This is a genomic window from Corynebacterium sp. HMSC077D03, from assembly GCF_001808545.1.
In the GTDB taxonomy this organism is placed as follows: Bacteria; Actinomycetota; Actinomycetes; order Mycobacteriales; family Mycobacteriaceae; genus Corynebacterium; species Corynebacterium simulans.
In genome coordinates, this window is sequence record NZ_KV793672.1 from 59,668 (window position 1) to 81,014 (window position 21,347).

15 protein-coding genes are annotated in these 21,347 nt (G+C 58.5%); 14 read left to right on the plus strand and 1 reads right to left on the minus strand.

Annotation, left to right across the window (positions count from 1 at the left end):
- The first annotated feature begins 18 nt into the window (after positions 1 to 18).
- Complete coding sequence (locus HMPREF2888_RS03310; protein WP_070455900.1) at positions 19 to 345, plus strand: hypothetical protein; 327 nt, start codon at positions 19 to 21, stop codon at positions 343 to 345.
- 39 nt (positions 346 to 384) lie between these two features.
- Positions 385 to 795, plus strand: a complete 411-nt coding sequence (gene ndk / locus HMPREF2888_RS03315; RefSeq protein WP_070518244.1) for a nucleoside-diphosphate kinase — start codon at positions 385 to 387, stop codon at positions 793 to 795.
- Positions 796 to 1,005: 210 nt separating this feature from the next.
- On the opposite strand, the gene HMPREF2888_RS03320 is transcribed toward ndk, so the two are convergent.
- The gene (locus HMPREF2888_RS03320; RefSeq protein WP_062037827.1) at positions 1,006 to 1,803 is read right to left on the minus strand and encodes a hypothetical protein; all 798 of its coding nucleotides are present in this window, start codon (positions 1,801 to 1,803) and stop codon (positions 1,006 to 1,008) included.
- 226 nt (positions 1,804 to 2,029) lie between these two features.
- Between HMPREF2888_RS03320 and HMPREF2888_RS03325 the strand changes: the two genes are divergently transcribed.
- The 12 genes from HMPREF2888_RS03325 to HMPREF2888_RS03380 all read left to right on the plus strand — a co-directional run bounded on the left by HMPREF2888_RS03325 (position 2,030) and on the right by HMPREF2888_RS03380 (position 21,303).
- On the plus strand, positions 2,030 to 5,203 hold the full coding sequence (locus HMPREF2888_RS03325) for a translation initiation factor IF-2 N-terminal domain-containing protein (protein WP_070518245.1): 3,174 nt from the start codon (positions 2,030 to 2,032) through the stop codon (positions 5,201 to 5,203).
- 225 nt (positions 5,204 to 5,428) lie between these two features.
- Positions 5,429 to 5,734, plus strand: a complete 306-nt coding sequence (rplU, locus tag HMPREF2888_RS03330; protein ID WP_061924117.1) for a 50S ribosomal protein L21 — start codon at positions 5,429 to 5,431, stop codon at positions 5,732 to 5,734.
- A 42-nt stretch (positions 5,735 to 5,776) separates the two neighbouring features.
- The gene (gene rpmA / locus HMPREF2888_RS03335; RefSeq protein ID WP_005531747.1) at positions 5,777 to 6,055 is read left to right on the plus strand and encodes a 50S ribosomal protein L27; all 279 of its coding nucleotides are present in this window, start codon (positions 5,777 to 5,779) and stop codon (positions 6,053 to 6,055) included.
- 376 nt (positions 6,056 to 6,431) lie between these two features.
- Positions 6,432 to 7,838, plus strand: coding sequence for a SpaH/EbpB family LPXTG-anchored major pilin (locus tag HMPREF2888_RS03340; RefSeq protein WP_070518246.1), 1,407 nt, complete (start codon positions 6,432 to 6,434; stop codon positions 7,836 to 7,838).
- A gap of 96 nt (positions 7,839 to 7,934) precedes the next feature.
- A complete protein-coding gene (locus tag HMPREF2888_RS03345) occupies positions 7,935 to 8,783 on the plus strand; it encodes a class C sortase (RefSeq protein WP_070518247.1) in 849 nt (282 codons plus the stop codon).
- Between the two features lies 1 nt (position 8,784).
- The gene (locus HMPREF2888_RS03350; RefSeq protein ID WP_141744813.1) at positions 8,785 to 10,125 is read left to right on the plus strand and encodes an isopeptide-forming domain-containing fimbrial protein; all 1,341 of its coding nucleotides are present in this window, start codon (positions 8,785 to 8,787) and stop codon (positions 10,123 to 10,125) included.
- Between the two features lie 59 nt (positions 10,126 to 10,184).
- Positions 10,185 to 16,148 (plus strand): DUF5979 domain-containing protein, encoded by a 5,964-nt coding sequence (locus HMPREF2888_RS03355; RefSeq protein ID WP_070518250.1) that lies wholly within the window; start codon positions 10,185 to 10,187, stop codon positions 16,146 to 16,148.
- The gene (locus tag HMPREF2888_RS03360; protein WP_070455905.1) at positions 16,135 to 17,046 is read left to right on the plus strand and encodes a class C sortase; all 912 of its coding nucleotides are present in this window, start codon (positions 16,135 to 16,137) and stop codon (positions 17,044 to 17,046) included. Before HMPREF2888_RS03355 ends, HMPREF2888_RS03360 begins: the two co-directional genes overlap by 14 nt.
- Positions 17,047 to 17,087: 41 nt before the next feature.
- Positions 17,088 to 18,611, plus strand: coding sequence for a GTPase ObgE (obgE, locus tag HMPREF2888_RS03365; protein WP_061924098.1), 1,524 nt, complete (start codon positions 17,088 to 17,090; stop codon positions 18,609 to 18,611).
- Positions 18,612 to 18,625: 14 nt separating this feature from the next.
- Positions 18,626 to 19,846 (plus strand): glutamate 5-kinase, encoded by a 1,221-nt coding sequence (proB, locus tag HMPREF2888_RS03370; RefSeq protein ID WP_070518253.1) that lies wholly within the window; start codon positions 18,626 to 18,628, stop codon positions 19,844 to 19,846.
- Between the two features lie 33 nt (positions 19,847 to 19,879).
- On the plus strand, positions 19,880 to 20,785 hold the full coding sequence (locus tag HMPREF2888_RS03375) for a D-isomer specific 2-hydroxyacid dehydrogenase family protein (RefSeq protein WP_070455906.1): 906 nt from the start codon (positions 19,880 to 19,882) through the stop codon (positions 20,783 to 20,785).
- 11 nt (positions 20,786 to 20,796) lie between these two features.
- Complete coding sequence (locus HMPREF2888_RS03380) at positions 20,797 to 21,303, plus strand: DUF1707 SHOCT-like domain-containing protein (protein WP_062037851.1); 507 nt, start codon at positions 20,797 to 20,799, stop codon at positions 21,301 to 21,303.
- Positions 21,304 to 21,347 lie beyond the last annotated feature (44 nt).

Here is a 21,347-nt window from a genome sequence, read left to right on the forward strand (position 1 = left end):
CACGTAGACTTTGCAGGCATGCGCTATCTCTACTTTTTCCTCGCGGCACTGGGCTGCATTGCGGCCTTGCTGCTGCGTGCAATGACCGGGCAGCCTTGGATGCCGCTGGTTGCGCTGCTTGCTGCCGCCGCGTTCCTGGCGCTCGGCCTGTGGCAATCGGCGCGCCCCGCAACTCCCGTTAGTGAGACAGATCTTTCAGAAGAGCAGCGAGCCGAACTTAACCGACTGTTGGAAAACGGCCAGTTCGGCACCGCCGTGAAACAGGTGCAGCTGTGGTTTAAGGGGACCGATTACAACCACGCGGAGAAAATCGTGCGCGGGCTGAACCAAATAACTCGCCCCTAGCGCGAGACGCGGCGGAATAGCTTTAGTACTATGGCAGCCATGACTGAACGTACACTCATTCTCATCAAGCCAGACGGCGTTAAGAACGGCCACGTCGGTGAAATCATCACCCGCATTGAGCGCAAGGGCCTGAAGCTGGTTGCTATGGATCTGCGCGTTGCAGACGAGGCTACCGCTAAGAAGCACTACGCAGAGCACGGGGACAAGCCATTCTTCGGTGACCTCGTTGAGTTCATCACCTCCGCACCGCTGGTTGCTGGCGTTGTTGAGGGCGAGCGCGCTATCGAGGCATGGCGCCAGCTGGCCGGCGGCACCGACCCAGTTTCCAAGGCCACCCCGGGCACCATCCGCGGCGACTTCGCTCTGACCGTCGGCGAGAACGTTGTTCACGGCTCTGACTCCCCAGAGTCCGCTGAGCGCGAGATCTCCATCTGGTTCCCGAACCTGTAAAAGCATCTAGCTTTTTAGCCCGCATTCGCTTGGCGAGTGCGGGCTTTCTTCATGCTTGGTGCCCCTTCTCCTTCGCTGGCGCCGTATCTGCACCGCTTTGGCGCCGTATCTGCACCGCGCCTGCGCAATTTGCCAAATATGCCGCCAAAACCACCCCGTTTCAGCGCACTATTTGGCAAAATGTGCGGCCCAAGCCCCAGCAGCCCTCAGCTAACGCCTCCGCGCCTCATGCATGCTCCGCACACCCAACTCGGTCAGCGTGACATCCCAGGTGCGAGTGTTATCGGAATGGCGCACACCGCGCAGCTTCACCACGCCGGTCTTTTCCAGCTCCAGCACGCGTTTTTCGAGGCCTTCCTCCTGCCCGGTGATGTAACCCAACTGCTTGACGCTCACGATATTGCCTTCCACAGCACCGGCTGCCACCAGCGCGGAGACAATATCGGCGTAGTCGGTTACAGCCTGCAAGGTCGTCTCGGTGATTCCCTCGATCGAAGAATGCTCCAGCGTCTTACGAATGCGCCGCCGCCCAGTGCGGTATGGGCCAGTAAACGAGGCCCAACCGCCAAGCGTGAACGCTGGCACCATGTAGATAGCCTTGCAGACAGTTAGCACGATGGGTGAGATAGTGGCATCTGGGACGAGGCCGAAGTCATCGGCCAGCCACAGAATTGGCGCACCCACCACCGGCAGGAAGGGGCCGATATAGGCCAAGGAGGAGTAGTCGCCCGACTTATACTCCTCGCGCACGGCCTGAATCATCTTGGGCTTTTTGCGCAGAATGTTGATGCCCGCCAGCACACTAAGCACGATGCAAATGCCCACCACCACGTACTGGCCTGAATAGTGCCCCAGATCTGGATTGGATAAAGCAAACGCGAGGGAAAGCGGAATCGAGCCGATAAAAATATCGCGCATCGAAATCTCGTTACGGGCCCGAGCCTGTGCCACCGTGCGCGGTGCGTGCTCAGGAATTGCGAGTTCTTTTTTCTCCTCAGGCGCTTCCATGTCCGACATCTTGCCATAGGTGGCTTATATCTCGTGGGGCTTGGTTTGGCTAAAGCACAGCTTGCCGACGTCCTGTGACACAATGGGAAGCAGAAAATTTCATACCGCACCATACATTCCGGCCCCCTCGTGTGGCTGCAGAAAGCCTGTGTCAGTCAAAAGGTGCTGATTATGTTGCCTGCGCCCGGGGATTGTGCCGCTGATTTTGTCAGGAGAAGGTCACCAGATGGCGACTAAGAAGACTACGAAGACTGCAAAGAATACGAAAACTGAAAACTCATATGCTGCTGCAGCAGCTTTCGCCGCAAAGATTGACCGCGAAGCTTTTGCAGAAAAGACCCGCCTGTATACGGTGGCAAAGCAGCTGGGGCTTAGCTCCAAAGAGCTCGTTGCTGAATACGCCGAGCTGGGCCTGAAAAAGGCCGCGCAATCCTCCCTCACGCGGGAAGAGGTAGGCCAAGTCCTCGATGCCATCATCGCCAAGGCGGGCGATGGCGAGGCCCAAGAAAACAAGCAAGAAAACAAGAAGGCTAAAAAGAAGAAGGCCGTCGCCCAGCCCGCTGAGATCAAAGACGAGCAGGACGATGCCAAGCTGCGCGACCGCGTGCGCAAGAACGTCGCCAACGAGATTTCCCAGATCGAGGAAAAGATCGAGGCCGAGCTCGCCGAAACCGCTGAGACCGTCGAAGACACTGCGCAGCCAGAAGAAGCTGAGCATGCGGACACGGGCACCGTCGACGTCGAGAAGCTGCATGAGGCGCTAGTAGAAGCCGGCGATGAATTCGACGAAGACGAGTATGCACCCGTCGTTACGCCGATGCCGCAGGACGAGCCAGAGGTCTACGACTTCGCTCCCATCTTCATAGCGCCGAAGCTGGAAAAGCCGCAGCCGCGTGAGACGGAGGAGACCTCCGAGGAAGCTCGCAGCGGTGGTCGCCGACGCGGTAGCCGTGGTACGTCCCGTGGCCGTGGGGCACAGGGGCATGAGCACGAGACCGAGACGATCGAAGAGCCTAAAGCAATCAAGGGTTCCACTCGCATCGAAGCGCAGCGCCGTCGTCGTGCCGAGCTGCGTGAGAAGGGCCGAGAGCGTCAGCACATCGTCTCCCAGGCGGAGTTCCTGGCGCGTCGGGAATCCGTCGAGCGCACCATGGTCGTGCGCGACAAGGAGCGCGCCGATGGCGCTGGCATCATCACGCAGGTTGGCGTCCTCGAAGACGATCTCCTTGTAGAGCACTTCGTCACCACTGAGGCCCAGGCCTCGCTCATCGGCAATATCTACTTGGGCCGCGTGCAAAACGTCCTGCCTTCGATGGAGGCTGCCTTCATCGACATCGGACAGGGCCGCAATGGCGTGCTTTATGCCGGTGAAGTGGATTGGCGTTCTGCTGGTCTGGGCGGCCGCGGACGCAAGATTGAAAATGCGCTCAAGTCTGGTGACCAGGTTCTGGTCCAGGTGGCTAAGGACCCAATCGGTCACAAGGGCGCGCGTCTGACCACCCAGATTTCCCTGGCCGGCCGTTACCTGGTTTATGTCCCAGGTGGCCGCAGCGCGGGTATTTCCCGCAAGCTGCCTGTTCCGGAGCGCAAGCGCTTGAAATCCATTTTGGAGCGCGTTGTGCCTGGCGACGGCGGCGCAATCATCCGCACCGCAGCCGAGAACGTCTCCGAAGAGGCCATTTCCACCGACGTCAATCGCCTCCATGACCTGTGGGAGGACATCACTCGCCGCGCTGAGCACGAGAAGTCCACCAAGGGTGCCAAGCCGGTGACCATGTATGAAGAGCCAGATCTTCTGGTTAAGGTCGTCCGAGACCTTTTCAACGAGGACTTCACCAAGCTCATCGTTGACGGCAAGCGTTCCTTCAACACCGTCAGCGCCTATGTAGAGTCCATGGCGCCCGATCTCGCTGACCGCGTGGAGAAGTACGACGCACGCAGCAACGGCGGGGAAGACGCCTTTGTTACCTACCGCATCGATGAGCAGCTGCATAAGGCGCTCAGCCGTAAGGTATGGCTGCCTTCCGGCGGCACCTTGGTCATCGACCGCACTGAGGCCATGACCGTGATTGACGTCAACACCGGCAAGTTCACCGGTTCCGGCGGCAACCTGGAGGAGACGGTCACCCGTAACAATCTTGAGGCTGCCGAGGAAATCGTGCGCCAGATGCGTCTGCGTGATTTGGGCGGCATGATTGTCGTGGACTTCATCGACATGGTTCTGCCGGAGAACCAGGAGCTGGTTCTGCGCCGCCTCAAGGAGGCCTTGGGTCGTGACCGCACGCGCCACCAGGTCTCTGAGGTCACTTCGCTGGGGCTGGTGCAGATGACCCGTAAGCGCCTGGGCACCGGCTTGGTGGAGACTTTCTCCACCGAGTGCGAGACCTGCCATGGCCGCGGCATCATCATCCACGAGTACCCAGTGGAAGAAGAGCAGGATACTCACGGCAGTCACGAGCACAAGGGACGCCGCCAGCGTCGCGAACGCCGTCACCCCGAACATGATCCGCAGCAGCATCCGGCTGCCGTTGCCATGCACCGCCACGAGGATGAGCAGGACCAAGAGCAACAGGGGGAAAAGAAGACCTCCATCGAGGAACTCGTAGCTGGCATCGTCGTGGGCGAGGAGGAGCAGGACGAGCAGAAGGGCAATAAGAAGCGCCGCAACCGTCGCAATCGCCGCGTCCAGCGGGAGGGAAGGAAGCCTCAGGAAGCTGGTACTTCTGCAGAAGACATCGCAAGTATCGGTTACGCTGCTGCAGAAAACGCCGCAGAGCTTGACGACGTCGCAGAGTTCAGCTCGTACGTTGCCGACGAAGAAGAGCAGCCACGCCATGATAAACGCAAGAGCGGACGCGGCCGTCGTCGTAGCGTGCGTTCGAATGCTCCGAAGCAGCAGGAAAGCGATAAGCAGCAGACCTACGAGGAAGCCGTTGCAGAGTTCGAAGCTTCGCCGCGTCGTAAGCGCCGCACCCGTGGCAACTCGCGTTCCGACCACCGCCCGCAGCCGCAGGACTTCCTGGCACCGGCTGAAAAGGAAGCGCCCGCCGAGGAAACGGTGGAGCGCAAGCCGAAGGCTGAGCTAAAGCGAGTGCGTGGCCGTCGTCGCGTTGTTCGCCAGAGTGCTGCCAAACCAAAGGATGCCCCCGTGGTAAAGCCCGAGGCAGAGGAAGCAGGAGAGCCTGCAGCTACAGAAACCAAGGTCATTCGCCGTGGCCGCAAGCGGGCAGTCCGCAAGGCGGTGGCTCGTAAGTCCGCGCAGCCAGCAGCAGAAAACACTCAGGAAAATCCGGCTAAGCAGAGCGAAAATCGCCAGGCTGAGCGGGAAAAGGGGCGTGCTTCTGGCAAGGGCGGCAGTGGGCGCGGACGGCGTCGCGTAGCACGGCGCAGCGCAAAGTAGGCCTTCGCCACGCGGGAGAGAAAATACGCAGTTTGTATTTTCTGCCCGTGACGGGGTAGTCTTTGACAGTCGCTGTTTAGACCATGAATGCGCTGCATCGGCCGAGTCGTTGTTTTGCGCGGGCGCCACACATAGCGCCAGGGATAAACGCAATAAGTAATTGTCCATTCAGAAGTGGCTCACCCTGCCGCTTCTGAGCCGAGTTTAGATAAGGGGTAACCCTCTATGTACGCGATCGTCAAGACCGGCGGAAAGCAGTACAAGGTTGCTGAAGGTGACCTCGTCAAGGTCGAGAAGATCGAGGGTGAGCCGGGTACGTCCGTAGCTCTCACCCCGGTTCTGCTCGTCGATGGCGCAACCGTTAAGGCTAAGGCTGCTGACCTGGAGAAGGTCTCCGTCTCTGCTGAGATCGTCGAGCAGGGCAAGGGCCCGAAGATCGACATCTTGAAGTACAAGAACAAGACTGGCTACAAGAAGCGTCAGGGCCACCGTCAGCCGCTGACCGTTCTGAAGGTAACCGGTATCAAGTAAGCCTTAACCGGCTCGAGAAATCCCTGAAGGAGGGAAAACCACATGGCACACAAGAAGGGTGCTTCCAGCTCCAGCAACGGTCGCGACTCTGAGTCCAAGCGTCTCGGCGTCAAGCGCTTCGGTGGTCAGCAGGTTAAGGCCGGCGAGATCATCGTGCGTCAGCGCGGCACCAAGTTCCACCCAGGTGAGAACGTTGGTCGCGGCGGCGACGATACCCTGTTCGCACTCGAGGCAGGCGCTGTTGAGTTCGCTATCAAGCGCAACCGCCGCATCGTGAACATCGTTCCGGCTGAGCAGGCTGCAGTTGAGGCTTCTGCCTAGTTAATAACGTAAAAAGGTCTGATTCCGATTTTTGGAGTCAGACCTTTTTCGTTTTTGTATTTACGCCTTCTTTTTCAGGAAAATTGTCCGGCTTTACAGAAAAATATTAATCAAATAAGAAAAGATTCAATGTATTAATTTTTCTCTTATGTTCACCGTGTGGGTGGAAAAATGACAAAAACGGGGGTAAAAGAGCTGATTTTTGCTGCGTTATGGGTGGCGATTGTGCGGTTTTGTGACCGAATAGTGTGGGTAAAGATGGTTTCATAGTTTGTGGGGTTGCGAACGATTTACTAGGATTGAACTGCTAAATATTCAGCGGGCGCCAATTTTAACGCCCTCGATGCCCCAGTTTGATGGGGGAATAGGATTCCCTATGTCTAAGTTCTCTATGCGCTTGGCAGCAGCAATTGCTGCAGGCACCGTATCCGTTGCAAGTGCTGGTTTCGCTGCGCCCGCTCTCGCTCAGGAAGCTGGCGTTGAAACCACGCCTTCCGCTCCTGCCGCTGCCGCTGACCTCGTAGACCCCAACGCTACGGTCACCCTGAACATCCACAAGTACGAGGGCGAACCAGAGCCGGGTAACACTGGTGCCCCTAAGAATCCTGACGCACTGAAGCCTCTCGACGGCGCTCAATTCGTGGTGGAGAAGGTTCAGGGAGTAGACCTCACCACCCAGGCTGGCTGGGCAAAGGCTGCAGAGTACGGCAACTACACTGTCGATCAAATCAAAGCTTTGCCCGCTGATAAGGTTGGAGAGACCCTCACGACTAGTGGAGGTCTTGCAACGTTTACCGCAGCAAACGGCCAGGGCCTCTACCGCGTAACCGAGCAGAGCCGCACTGGTTACACCACGGCCCAGCCTTTCCTGATTGCTCTGCCATACTCCAATGAGGACGGCAAATGGACCTACACTCGCGACGTCTACCCGAAGAACCAGAAGCTGGTCCCTTCCAAGCAAGTTGATGACTCCGCTGCCACCATTGGTACCGACCTCAAGTACACCATCAACGCTCCGGTTCCAGCCAGCGACCTGACGACCTTCAAGATCGAGGACAAGCTCGTGCAGGAACTGACCCTCAAGACCGATGGGATTAAAGTCGCAGCCAAAGGCGTCGATCTGCAAGCTGGCACCGACTACAACATCGACACCGCCAACAACACCCTGACCGTAACTTTCACTGAAGCAGGTATGGAGAAGCTGGAGAAACAGCGTGTTACCGATCCTGCTTTGAAGGTCACCGTTGACTTCGCTGCGACCGTCAAGGAGATCCCAGCCGGCGGTGTTATCACCAACACCGCAACCATCAACTACCCGAACGGCGCTACCGTCACCACCGATGGCGACGGCCCAACCAGCACTACCTTCGGCACGTTAACCATTAACAAGACTTCCAACGGTGGCGACAGGCCACTGGCCGGCGCGGTATTCGAGCTGTACCAATGCGTTGCTAAGGACGGCGGCGGATACACCGCTGTTGGTGACCCGCTGAGCGTCGCAAGCACTGCTAGTGGCAACCCGCAGAAGACCTTGACCACCAGCGGTGGCGATAACGCTAAGTCGACTGCAACGGGCTTCGGCGTTCCGATCAAGTCCTATGCTGCAGTAACAGGTGATTCTCAGAACAACTACTGCGTTCTCGAGACCAAGGCGCCAGACGGCTACGTTCGTAACCCAGAGCTGCAGCACGTCGAAATCAACGAAGGTGACCTGACCTTGACGGCGACCGTCGAGAACCAGAAGAACACCATCATCAACAAGCTGCCGGCTACCGGTGCTTAGGGTATCGTCCTGGTCTTCCTGGTCGGTCTGCTCCTGCTGGCTCGCGGTCTGTACACCTCTTACAAGGACAACCGCGCCCAGGCCTAAGGAGGCCATGTGAAGGGAAAGCGCAGGCGTAATCCGCGAGGGGTCATTTACCTCATCCTGGCTATTTTGGTCTTCCTCCTTCCGGTGGTGCTCACCCAGTACAAGAACTGGGAACAGCACCGGATTGCGGAGGAATACAGCCGCAGCGTCTTTGACCTCACGCCGGAAAAGCGCGAACAGGCTTTCGCTGAGGCGCAAGACTACAACGCGCATCTGCCGGAAGTCGGTGCGCCGGATCCTTGGGTAAACGGTGTAGATACCAAGTCGCCTGACTATCAGCACTATCTGCAAGTGCTGCGCCAAGTCGGCCCGATGGCGCGTGTTCACGTTCCATCAGTGGGCATCGACTTGCCTGTCTATCACGGAACGTCGACTGATGTTCTCGCGCATGGAGTGGGGCATCTGTACGGCACCGCTCTTCCGGTCGGCGGCGAGGGAAACCATGCGGTCCTCACGGGCCATACAGGTCTCGCCACGCTGACCATGTTTGACAACCTCACTCATATCAAGGTGGGGGATGTCTTTACGGTTGAGGTCATGGGCAAGACTATGGCCTACAAGGTGGACCAGATTGAGACGGTTCTTCCCGATCAAGTGGAGGCCTTACGTGCCGAAGAAGGCCGCGATTTATTGACCTTGGTGACGTGTACTCCGTACGGCATCAACAGTCACCGCCTTCTGGTTCGCGGTGAGCGCACCGAGCTACCCGCTGAGCTTGACCAGAGCTATCACTCGCTATGGCAGCCGTGGATGATTGCAGCGATCATCATCGTGTTGTTCGTTCTGCTTTACCTGCTGTGGTGGTTCCTGGCAGGGCGTAAGCGAAAGAAAAAAGAAGAAGAATTAGAGGAATCCTAACGTGACTACCAGAGGGCGATGTGAGGCATGGATGCGCTTGGCCGTTGGCCTGTTCTTTGCGTGTGCCTTGATCGTCGCTGTCTCGCCGGCGCCAGCGCATTCGGCAAGCACTGGTAGTTTGTCAGTTCACAAGAGTGCTGACCCCAAAGGAATCAACTCCAACGTTGGTGCTGTATTCGTCGTCCGTCAGCTTCTTGGGCTGCCCTTGGCAAGCCCAGAAGAACTCGGGCAGATGGTTCAGGATAATCCTGCCTTGTTGACTTCGAAGCCTGGCATGGAGCTCGGGCCTGAGATTGTTGCAACTACTGATGAGACCGGTACTGCAAAGTTTACAGGCCTGTCAGAAGGCGTGTACCAAGTAACTGAGCGGCCCCAACGCACCGACAATTCCTACGAGGATGTGGCAGGCCCTTTCCTCGTCCCCGTAAAGAATGACGTGCAGGCTGAAATCAGTGCCAAAGCGCAGCCGGTAATTGCCGATAAATCTGTGGACGCCCGATCAGTCGAGGTTGGAGCTGTGCTGGACTATCGCATCAGGACGTCGCTGCCGCCTTGCGACGCCCAAGGAAAACTCCACCAGTTTGTCGTGCTCGATGAGCTGGATCCGCGTCTTGCGTTTCGGCGGCTAAAGTCCATTACCGTGAGCAACCTCAATGGCTCGCAAACTTTGGAGGACGGGCGCGATTTTCGCACTATCCTTGACGGTAACTCCGTTGAAATCGTGATGGAACAGTCTGGACTAGACATTCTGGCGAAGGCACGGCTTGGCAATCCGGAGACCCGTGTGGAAATTCACTTGGAAGCAGAAGTGCGCTCTTCTGAAGCTGTTGGCGATGTCATCACCAACATTGCGCGCTTTAGCCCCGACGGCTACTGCCTACCAAACCTAAGTCCTAGTGTTTCGACCTTGGCGTATTCCGATGCTAACGGCCGTCAAGTAACTGAGCGCGTTGTTCTTGCTGCAGCTGAACAGTGCCGTGGCGATCAGCCTGCCACTATCCAGTCCACTCCAGCGAAAGTCGTCGTTGTAGGCAAAAATCATCCGATCGATGACAACGATGACGATCGCGATGGAAAAACCCAGCCGGGTTCCGAGACTCATGGGCATCCCGATTCTCCGAGCAGTGGGGTAGTCGACGATGCTGGCAATGACAGCAAGGGTAACGGCGTCGGCGAGCAAGCAAAGCGTATTGCCGGCAAGATTGCCGACAACCTCGCAAGCACCGGCGCCAGCGTGATCGGCATCGTGCTCGCTGCGATTACCGCATTGGTGCTGGGCTTTATTCTCGTTCGCAGGCGCGACGAGGATGACGATGACGATGAAGGAGATGGTCGCGTATGAGGGTACGCCCGGCCAACCTATTTCATTCCTCACACACAATCTTTTCCGCAGGAGCATTTATGACGGTTAACACCAAGACTCGGCGCCTTTTCGCCGCATTATTGGTGGCGTTCGTGACGCTAATGCTAGTCGTCGCGCCCTCTTCGCCGCTGAATAACTTGGTGACGCCCGAAGCCGAGGCACAGACCAGCAAGGGCTGGGCCACGAACGAGGCGACGTACAAGCAGTGCGGTTTCCGCAGTGGCACCGGTGAGGCCGCCAACTATGCGGACCAGCTGTGCTGGATCGACATGTCGGATCTCAATAACTCGGTCACCACCTACCCGAAGCCCGTGAAGAAGGATCTCGGCCGCTACGAGCTGACTTTCGACGTCATGTACGAGACAAAAGACGAACGCGGCTACGACCTAAACACTGATCCTTCCAAGCTGCAGACGTATTCCGGTCCGGTGGGTGACGGCGTCTTTGGCCGCAATGTAAACGACACCGACTACTTTGTCCCGCGTTCTGGTCAGGAGGCCATCCAGCCGAGCGTGGTGTGGGGTATAGGCACCGGAATTACGGCCGCATCGCAGCAGGCCACCCTGCGCTTTCGCAACATCAAGGTCAAGGATAAGTTCACCGGCCAATACGTGAGCAATTACCGCACCTCAATCGTCGATGCACAGGACACTCGTGGTTGGTCATTATTTACGGAAAACTTGACCATCGATGCCCCCGAGACGGGGCAGACCATTTTTCCGTACAAGCGTTTCACTCCGAGCGGTTATCGCTCCGCGTGCGATCCCAATAACAATTCCAGCAACGTCTTCGGCCCCGGCATCGAGGATTACTACAATCGCGGCGATAACACGCCGAAAGACTTCGTGTGCAAGGAATTCTCCATCAACACCGGCAAGGCCGGCTCTTACATCGTGGGCGGCGATGGCCTGACGAGCCTCGACGTCGGCTTCTTTACTCGCAACAACTTCCAAGGCGTTGCACTAGCCCTCAACATGGGCCGCATGACCGGCGACGTCGTCCAGCCGGATACCACGATGGAAAAGACCATCACGGGTCAAGAGACCAAGTTCGATTTCTCCATGGCCACCCGCTATGGCAGCACCGACACCAAGGTTCCGTGGCAAGGCGCGAACACCTACACCCAGGCGCTGCGCCGCATGTCCCCCGATGTGAACGGCAACGTCGCTGCCGATTCCATGGTGTTCAAGTCTGCTGCCACCGGCACGGAAAAGAGCAAGGCGCTGGCCCGCTATACGCCGACGTGGCGTTGCACCCTCGGTACCACGGATTACACCATCAAAGAAGGCTCCGTGCCCTCGGGATTCCAGCTCAACAACAATGCCGCGGCAGGTACCTCCGAGGTGGTCTACCAAAACAAGTACTCGGTTCCCATGTCCTGTACCGTCACGTGGAAGCCAAAGTACCAATTCTCCTCGCTGACCCTACGAAAGACGGTCACCGGTACCGCGGCCGGCTTCGACGAGGTGCAGTCGCGCAAGTTCAACTTGGGCTACCGCTGCGCCGCCCCGGCCGGCTACTCCGATGCTTACCCCACGATGAAGCTGGAGGATTCTCGTGATCTCGCCGCTGGTGATGATTACACCGTTGAAGGTCTGCCAGCCGGCGCGACTTGTACCTTGACGGAGAAGTTTGCTGATGGTGCTCCGCCTGCCCGTCCAGGTAAGGAACTGACCCTGACCTGGAAGGGCAACGGCACCTCCCAGAACACCGACGCCGTGCCCGTTGGTACTGTCACCCTGAAATCCGGTGTCAACGCCGCCGATCACTCGAATGACATCGAGGCAAACAACAACTATGACTACCGTCCCGGCACCGTCAACATCTCAAAGACCATCACCGGCGAACCCGTCAACGAGCTCGGCAGCCCGCGCGATTATTCTTTCTCGCTACGTTGTTTGACCACCAATTACAGTCAGCAATCCACGATCCAGGCCACGGGCACTGGGGATGAAATCGCCGGCGATACGAGCTTTAACAATGTCCCAGTCGAGCGCGATTGCGTGCTCAAGCCACTGTCTGGCCTTTCCGATTCCGAGGCCGAGCGCATTAGCTTCGACGGCCGCGATGTCTGGGTTGATGGCCAGCAAATTCAAGCCAACTCCGATGGCACCTACACCATCCGCCTGAAGGATTATCCGCAAGGTGGAACCCCGACTGTGTCCGATATTCGTATCGAGGCGCACTACTCTTACAAGACCCGCGACGTCCGTGTGATCAAGCAGTTGCGTGGACCAGGCAGCAGCTTGTTGGACGCGGGTACCACCTTCCCGGTGCACTATCGCTGCACCGACCCAAACGATGCCGCCTACAACCTCGAAGGCGACATGAACATCACCACTGACACCGCCAATCCGGTCAAGATCGAGGGCGTGCGCGTCGGTGCAGACTGCTACGTCTACGAATCCGGTAGCCCCTCGCAGCAGAACGTCACGCTTGACCGCACCACGGTCTCCGCGTCCAATTCTTCTGACGTGGTGACCACCCTCAACAATGAGGAAGCAAAGACCACCCCGGTTTTGACCGTGAACAAATCCAGGGATACCAACCAGAACCGCGTTTCTGTGTCGAACCACTACTTCAATAAAACGGGCACGGTCGATTTGACCAAGCTCGTTAACAATTCCGTCAACGGCGCTAACCTGCCTGCTGACTACGAGCTTTCCTTCCGCTGTGGTACCCGCACGGTAGAGACGACGAGCGATAGCTATGTTCCTGTCGACCTCACTGGTACTGTCCGTTTAGCCGATGGGCAGACCGAACGTCTCGTCGCCGAGGTCTCCGATCCCACGATTGCGGGGCTGGTTAATGACCGCGACGGTGCGATGGGCGTGCCCTATGGCAATGAATGTACGTTCTCTGAAACCACTCCTTCGACTGGCAACGGCGTTCTGTGGTCAACCGACGCCAAGGAGCAGACTTTTACAGTCGATTCTGACTCTGAATCCGTTAGCCTGACCAATACCTTCGAACCCGCCGGTAAGGGCATCACCATTACCCAGTCTGAGGCAGGCGTCGACGAGTTCTTCCGCGACGTCGACTACGAATTGACCTGTACCGCCGACGACGGCAGCCCCTTGGACCTAGGCCAGTACGCCACTATCACCCTGGGGCCCGATAACCCGAAGGAGACCGTGCCAGCCACCGTCGTGACGTCGGGAAGCACGTGCCAATTGGTCGAATCCGACAGCAACCGTGAAGACGGCAAACGCAATGGCTACGCCATCGACCGTGATTCCAACATTTCAGTCGATGGCGAGTCTCAGACCTTCAACGACGAAGCTCGCATCGTTTCTGGTGAGTTCATCGTCGGCGATTCCACCATTGCACAGGTAACCCACACCTACGACTACCAAGATGTCACCGTGGCTGTGACCAAGCAGGTCGACTTTGCCAATGAGGCTTACTTCTCCCAGGCCCGCAAGGACGTCAAGTACAACCGTCAATTCGATTTCACGATGAAGTGCACGCCACCCGGTGGCGGCAGCGTCATCACTGTCTCCGGTAAGGTCAGCTCCCCGCAATCTGATGATGCGGCTAGCCAGTCCTTGAGCTTTGATAACATTCCGGACGGTTCCGAGTGCGTTGCGGCAGAAGGTGAGACCACTGCTGCCGAGGGCATCACTTTCACCCAGGAAGTAAAAGTCGGGGACGCTTCAGGCGATCGCTCCCTGAACTTCGACGTCAGAGGCAACCAAGACGTGAAGTTGGTCAATACCTATACCCGTCAGCTGGCAGAGGTGAACCTGGACAAGGTTGCTAACACGCCAGTCGACGTCCAGGCAGCCTATGGCGCAAACTGGAAAGACCAGTTCTATACCCACAACTTTGCATTGGTCTGCCGTGACCCAGAAGGGCCTATCGATGGTTCGGGCAAGCTGGGAACTTTCCCGGTCAACAGCACCATTCAGGGACCTGGCTCTACCAGTTTTGCTGATATCCCGGTCGGCGCGGAATGCGAACTGACCGGTGACAAGTTCGGTCAGCTCAACTTGACTCAGACCGCGCCGGATGGCACGGAACTGGAAACGCACATGCGTCCAAGCAAGGTGGAGTGGCGTCTGCAGCGCGACGAGGGCATGACCTACACGGATACCGATCTCGCAGATGGTGAGACCACCTCGCAGAAGTTCATGATTGAGGACGACATCTCCGATGGAGGCCTGGGCAACAAGGTCGAACTGGTCAACTTCTATGAATTCGTGAAGTCGCCCATCAAGATGAGTAAGAAGATCGTCGCCAATGCGGACGACCTTCAGGTGCTGCGCGAGGCCAACCCAGAGTTCCGCTTCGACTACCAGTGCCAGGGCGTGGGTTATTCCATCTCTAACGTGGGGCTGCCTACCAGTTTGAATGCGGGCGATACCAATGCCTTCCCGGATGGCACGTTGACCTTCACCTCGGACGAGGTTGAGGTTCCTTCCGGTGCGTGGTGTACCTTCACGGAGCTCGCTCCTTCTGCCACACCAGAAGCTTTGGAGTGGAAGCAGGACCCACGTGAGGTCGACAAGCGCGTCGGTGAAGAGGGCCAACCGGCGGTTTCCTATGACTTCACCAACACCTACACGCGCCGCACCGTCCCCGTGTCCTTCGCGGCGCTGCAGGATGGCTACCTCGGTGGTCTGAGCAACAATAGCTATGACTATAAGGTCAGCTGTACTGCTCCGGGCTTTGATAGCCAAACGTTGAGCTTCGACGTCAATAGAGCTAACTCGAGTGCGACGGTGGCTGACGCCAGTGCACCTTCGGGTGGCAAGGTTGTAAACCTGCCGGTGGGCTATGACTGCACCTTGGATGCAAGTGGTTCCTCGGCCCTGCGCGAGCGCGTGCAGTTAGAAGTGACCGCGGGCACGCGTTCTCCGTACATGACTTTCGCGACGTGGACGAAGGAGGGCGCCGCAGCCGATAACCCGGATGTAAAGCCTGCAGATATTCCACTCGACAAAGTCACCAGTGACTTGAAGAAATACACCTACGATTTTAGGCTGGATAGCGCGCTGCGCTCTGAGACGGGTGCTCCGGTGTTGACCATCGCCGGTGAGGCGATGCATCCGCGCGATAGCGTTGAGGTCACCTTCACTAAGCAATCTGTTGGCGCGGCAGGAGAGGGGCGGACCTTCGAGTTCTCCTCGAGCTGTGGTGAGACATTCACTTTGAAGTCTGGCCAGTCGCATACGTTGAGTGACATCGAAGTTGATCAGAACTGCACCATCGGCGAGGTCATGAATCAAGATTCTGCGTCTCCGGTTGTCTCCGTGGGTGAGACCGGACCGCGCCTGGGTAATGTGAAGGCGAATAACTCCATCGATCCGACTACCCACACGGTGACTTCTGGCCAGTGGTCCTTCGATGTCCTGCCGGTAGCGAAGGTCAGCGATATGTCCACTTCGGGCAGCAAGTGGGAACTGACCGGTATCAATACCTTCCCTGGGGTCAACATCACCAAGAAGATTGATGGCGCACCTATCAGTGCGGTCAGCGGAACGGTGGCCGATACCGCGGTGCTTCCCGACGACGCGACCACCATGCGTTTCAACTACACGGTAGAAAACAACGGCGCCTTGCCGCTGACTGACCTCAAGCTCACCGAGCCGGAGTTGGCTGGCCGCACTGTGGTAGCCGCTGATGGATCCGAGTACGTGGTGCCGGAAGGTGGTGCGATTCCCACTGAGGTTTGTGCCCCAGGCGATCTCGCTGAAGGGGCATCCACCACCTGCAGCTTCGACGTGAAGATCACGGAGTCGACGGAGGATAACTTCTACTACCGCGGCAAGGTTACTGTGACGGCGCTGGGCAATAACATCCTCGTCTCCGATGACGATAGCTATGGTGCTCTGCGTCTGAAGGAAGGCCTCGGCTTCCTGCTGCCGGATACCGGCCGCCAGACCCTGGTGTGGGCGCTGCTCATCGGCCTCATTCTGCTGGCAATCGGTATGGCTTTGTACCTGCGTAATCGCAACGACGAAGAAACCGACGGCGAAGAAACCGATGGCGAAGACTAAGTCGAAGAAGAACCAGTCACGCAAGAAGAAAAGCTCGCTGTGGCTGGTTATCCTGGGCATCCTCGTGCTGCTGTACCCAATCGTGGCGACGCAGTACAACGATTGGCAGCTGCAGCGCCAGGCGGAGGATTATCGGCGTGCTATCGAACGCATCGACCCGCCGGCCCAGCGAGAGGCCTACGTGCAGCAGGCACATGAGTACAACGATTGGTTGGCGGAGCAAGGTCATCATGCTTTCCCACCGAATCCTTCTTCACCGGGCTTTGAGCGTTACATGAAAACGCTCAATGCCCCAGAGGCCGGGGGCGCGATTGCGCGACTTCGCATTCCCGCAATTAACGTCGATCTTCCCGTGCGGCATACGACTGCCCCTGCTGTGCTTTACGACGGCGCGGGACACATGTTTGGTTCCTCACTGCCGGTGGGAGGTAAGGGAACCAATGCCGTTATTTCTGCACACACCGGCATGGTGGACGCGTCGATGTTTGATAACTTGCCGCGACTCAAGGACGGCGAAATCGTCACCATCGAGGTGATGGGCGAGTTGCTGCATTACAAGGTCGTGGGCCGCGAGGTGGTCAAACCTGATAAGTACGATGCGGTGACTTATGAGCCTGACAAGGATCAGATCACGCTGATCACCTGCACCCCGTACGGCATCAACACGGATCGCCTGCTCGTGCATGCAGAACGCGTGTACATGGAGGCAAATGATGAGGAGACAGGTTGGCGCCCGAAGTTGTCGTGGTGGATGATTGCCGCGCTTAGCATCATCGCCATCTCTTTGCTTATCATCATCTATCTGGAATGGCGTCGCCGCCGACGTAAGCAAGCCCGTGAGGAACGTCAGGCTAGGAAGCGGGCGGCCGCCGATGGTAGTATGAGCAGCTCAGATTAAGAAAAACAGCTACTTAGCGTTAGTGCGAGGAAACCAACTTCATGGCACGTTTTATTGACCGCGTCGTACTTCACCTGCAGGCCGGCGACGGAGGCCACGGATGCTCTTCGGTGCACCGTGAAAAGTTTAAGCCGCTGGGCGGTCCAGACGGCGGCAATGGCGGCCACGGAGGAGACATCCTGCTGGAGGTTTCCACCCAGGTGCATACCTTGATGGACTTCCACTACCGTCCGCACCTGAAGTCCGGCCGAGGTAACAACGGTGCTGGTGACTGGCGCAATGGCGCCCGCGGCGAGGATCTCATCCTCGAGGTCCCGGCCGGCACCGTGGTCTACTCCGAAGACGGCGAGATGCTGGCGGATCTCACGATTCCTGGCACCCGTTTTGTAGCCGCTGAAGGCGGCTTTGGCGGCCTTGGTAATGCTGCGCTAGCTTCTGCTGCCCGCAAGGCACCAGGCTTTGCGCTTCAAGGCGAGCCGGGCGAGGCCCGTGATCTGGTGTTGGAGCTTAAATCCATGGCGGATGTCGGCCTCGTCGGTTTCCCATCGGCCGGCAAGTCTTCCCTAATTTCCGTGCTTTCTGCGGCCAAGCCAAAGATTGGTGATTATCCGTTTACCACCCTGCAGCCGAATCTCGGCGTGGTGGACATGGGCTTTGAATCTTTCACCATGGCCGATGTTCCGGGCCTTATCCCGGGCGCTGCTGACGGCAAGGGCCTCGGATTGGACTTCCTGCGCCACATCGAACGCACTGCGGTGCTCGCTCACGTCGTTGACGTTGCCTCCTTGGAGCCGGGCCGCGACCCGCTTTCCGATATTGAGGCGCTCGAGGAGGAGCTCGCAAAGTACCAAGAACTGCTGGACCAGGACACTGGCTTGGGCGATCTGCGGCAGCGCCCACGCATCATTATCTTGAACAAGGCGGATATTCGGGAGGCGGAAGAACTGGCCGAGTTCGTCAAACCCGAGCTGGAGGAGAAGTACGGTTGGCCCGTCTTCATTATTTCTGCGGTGGCACGCAAGGGCCTCGATCCGCTCAAGTACAAGCTGCTTGAGATGGTCAAGGAGCACCGTCGCACACAGCCGAAGGTCAAGGCGGATAAGAACCACACCATCATCCGCCCACGTGGCGAGCGTAAGTCCGGCTCCCACGCTGACTTCACCGTGCGCCCTGATCCCGAGCTTGCCGGTGCCTTCGTGGTGGAGGGCGACAAGATCGAGCGCTGGATTGTGCAAACCGACTTCGAAAATGATGAAGCCATCGGCTACCTCGCTGACCGCTTGGCCAAGGCCGGTGTGGAAGATGAGCTGTTCAAGCAGGGCGCTGTTGAGGGCTGTCCGGTGACCATCGGCGGCATCACCTTCGAGTGGGAGCCGATGACTGGCGGCCGTGCCACGGATGCCGGCCGCGGCTTCGACGGTCGCCTCGGCGGCACCGAGCGTGTTTCCGCCGCTGAGCGTAAGCGCGCTTCGCAGGCTCGCCGTGGCCTCATCGACGAGTATGACTTTGGCGATGACGAGAAGGTCACCCGCGAGCAGGCGAACCGGGACCGCTGGCAGGGCTAGTACAATGGGCGGCCATGTCTTCGCAACAAGATTTTCCGCTAACCCAAAAACCTTATTCCGGGCCCACGGTTGACACCCCCTTTCCGGACCCGTTGCATGAAAATCCCACGGCGTCCGGCTTTGATTCGCCGCTGCGCCAGCGCATCGCGCACGCCAAGCGCGTAGTCATCAAGATTGGTTCTTCGTCGCTGACGGATGAGGACTTCCTGGTCTCCCAGGAGCGCATCGACCACATTGTGGACGCGGTGCACGCCCGCATGGGCATCTCCGATGTCATCCTGGTCTCCTCCGGTGCGGTGGCCGCTGGCATGGGCCCGCTGGGGCTTAATCGCCGGCCGACTGATCTGGCCACCAAGCAGGCCGCGGCGTCTGTGGGCCAGGTGCATCTGGCGTACGAGTGGGGCCGGTCTTTCGCCCGCTATGACCGCACGGTGGGCCAGGTGCTGCTCACCGCCTCGGATACGGGGCACCGGGACCGCGCCCGCAACGCGCAGCGCACCATCGACCGGCTGCGCCAGCTGCGCACCATTCCCATAGTCAATGAGAATGACACGGTGGCGACCTCGGAGATGCACTTCGGGGACAATGACCGGCTCTCCGCCTTGGTGGCCAACCTGATGGGCGCGGACGCGCTGTTCCTGTTCTCTGATGTCGATGGCCTCTATGACAAAAACCCGGCGGAGCCGGACGCCCGCTTCATCGATGAGGTGCGTACGGGCAAAGACCTGAAAGGGGTCGAGGCCGGTGAGTCCGGCAACGTCGGCACCGGTGGTATGGCCACGAAGGTCTCGGCCGCGCGCCTGGCCACCCGCGGCGGAATCCCGGTGCTGCTGACGTCGACGGATAACATTGGCCCTGCTCTTGCCGATGCCTCCGTGGGCACCGTCTTCCACACCCGCGAGGAGCGCAAGCTGTCTGCCTGGAAGTTCTGGGCGCTCTACTGCGCCGATACCGGTGGGGCGGTGCGCCTGGACGCTGGCGCCATGCAGGCGGTCACCAAGGGAGGCAATTCGCTCCTGGCGGTTGGCATCACGGAGGTCATCGGTGAATTCTCCCGCGGGGAAATCATCGACATCATGGGCCCGGAAGGTGAGGTCATCGGCCGCGGCGAAGTACGTTTTGATTCCGCGGAGCTGCGGGGCATCCTGGGCAAGCAGATGGAGGAGCTGCCGGAATACCAGCGCCGCAGCGTTGTCCACGCCGACTACCTGTCGAACTACGCCTCCCGAATCTAGAGTCTAGAAGCCAGAGAACCCCAGGAGAAGACCATGAAATACGCCATGTTGCCGGAACAATGGGAAGAATCCGTCGAGACCTTGCGGGGATCTGGCCATGAGCTCGCGGAGCTTTCCGATGCCGACTTCCTCATCTACAACGGCGACGGCTCGGACTTCCCGTTGCCACTGCCGGAGAACATCAAGTTCGTGCAGATTCCGTCTGCAGGCGTAGACCATCTGCTCGACGTCATGAAGGAGACCGACGTAATCTGGTCCAACGCCGCTGGCGTATTCGATAACACCGTGGCGGAATCTACCATCGCGCTGCTGCTTGCGCAGCTGCATGCCCATCGCTATGTCAACGACACCTTCTCCAACTACGAGGAGGTGCAGGATCACAAGTCCTACCTACACGAGGACAAGACTGTGGCGATCATCGGCGCCGGCGGCATCGGCAAGCGGCTCATCACGATGCTCTCTGGCTTTGGCCCGCGCATCATCGCCGTAAACCGGTCCGGCAACGCGGTTCCAGGCGCGGATGAGACCTATCCCATCTCCGAGGTGGACAAGGTCTGGTCTGAGGCCGACTACTTTGTGCTCATCGCGCCGCTTACCCCGCAGACCCACCACATGGTCAACAAAGACGTGTTTGCCCAAATGCCGAATCATGCGGTGGTGGTCAACGTGGGCCGTGGCCCACTCATCAGTACCGAGGATCTTTTGGCAGCGCTGGACTCTGGCGAGATTGCCGGCGCAGCGCTCGACGTCACTGATCCGGAGCCGCTCCCGGATGATCACCCGCTGTGGAAGGACCAACGTGTGGTCATTACACCGCACATTGCTAATACCCGTAACTCGGTGCGCCGCCACTTGGGAGCACACACCGCAAAGGTGGCCGCAGCCTTTGAGGCTGGCGAGGAAATTCCTACCCGTGTGGATCCGAACGCTGGATATTAAAGTGTAAAAGCATGAACAAAGACATTCGCGTGGGAGACGCGGAACGCCACAATGCGCTAGACCTCCTCAGCACCCACTTCGCTAACGGTCTCATCGATATCAACGAGTTCGAAGACCGCACAGGAAAGGCGGCTGTTGCGCGTACCCGCGGCGAGATCGCTTCCCTCTTTGAGGACCTTCCTGACAATCCAATTGCAGAGGTCGTCCCGTTCAAGGAATCGGAAGCGCAGGCCGAGCTCGACCGGCTGCAGCGCCGCGGAGGGTTAGTCCACCGAATCGATGCCGTCATTTGGTCAGCGACGATGATCCTCTTCTTCCTGGGGCTTTTCGTCTTCGACTGGGACTATTTCTGGCTTGTCTTCCCGATTGCAGGTATCGCCTCGTGGGGTGTCAGGGAGGCGGTCAAGCTCTCCGACGACGACGAAAAACTTTATGAGGAATTGAAAAAGAAGGATGACAAAGACCGGGCCGAGCGCCTACGTCTGGCAGCCGAGCGCCGCAAGGAGCTGGGGCAGTAGTCCGCGGGGTCTGCGGGGGGGTGTTCCTATATAGGTTGTCAACT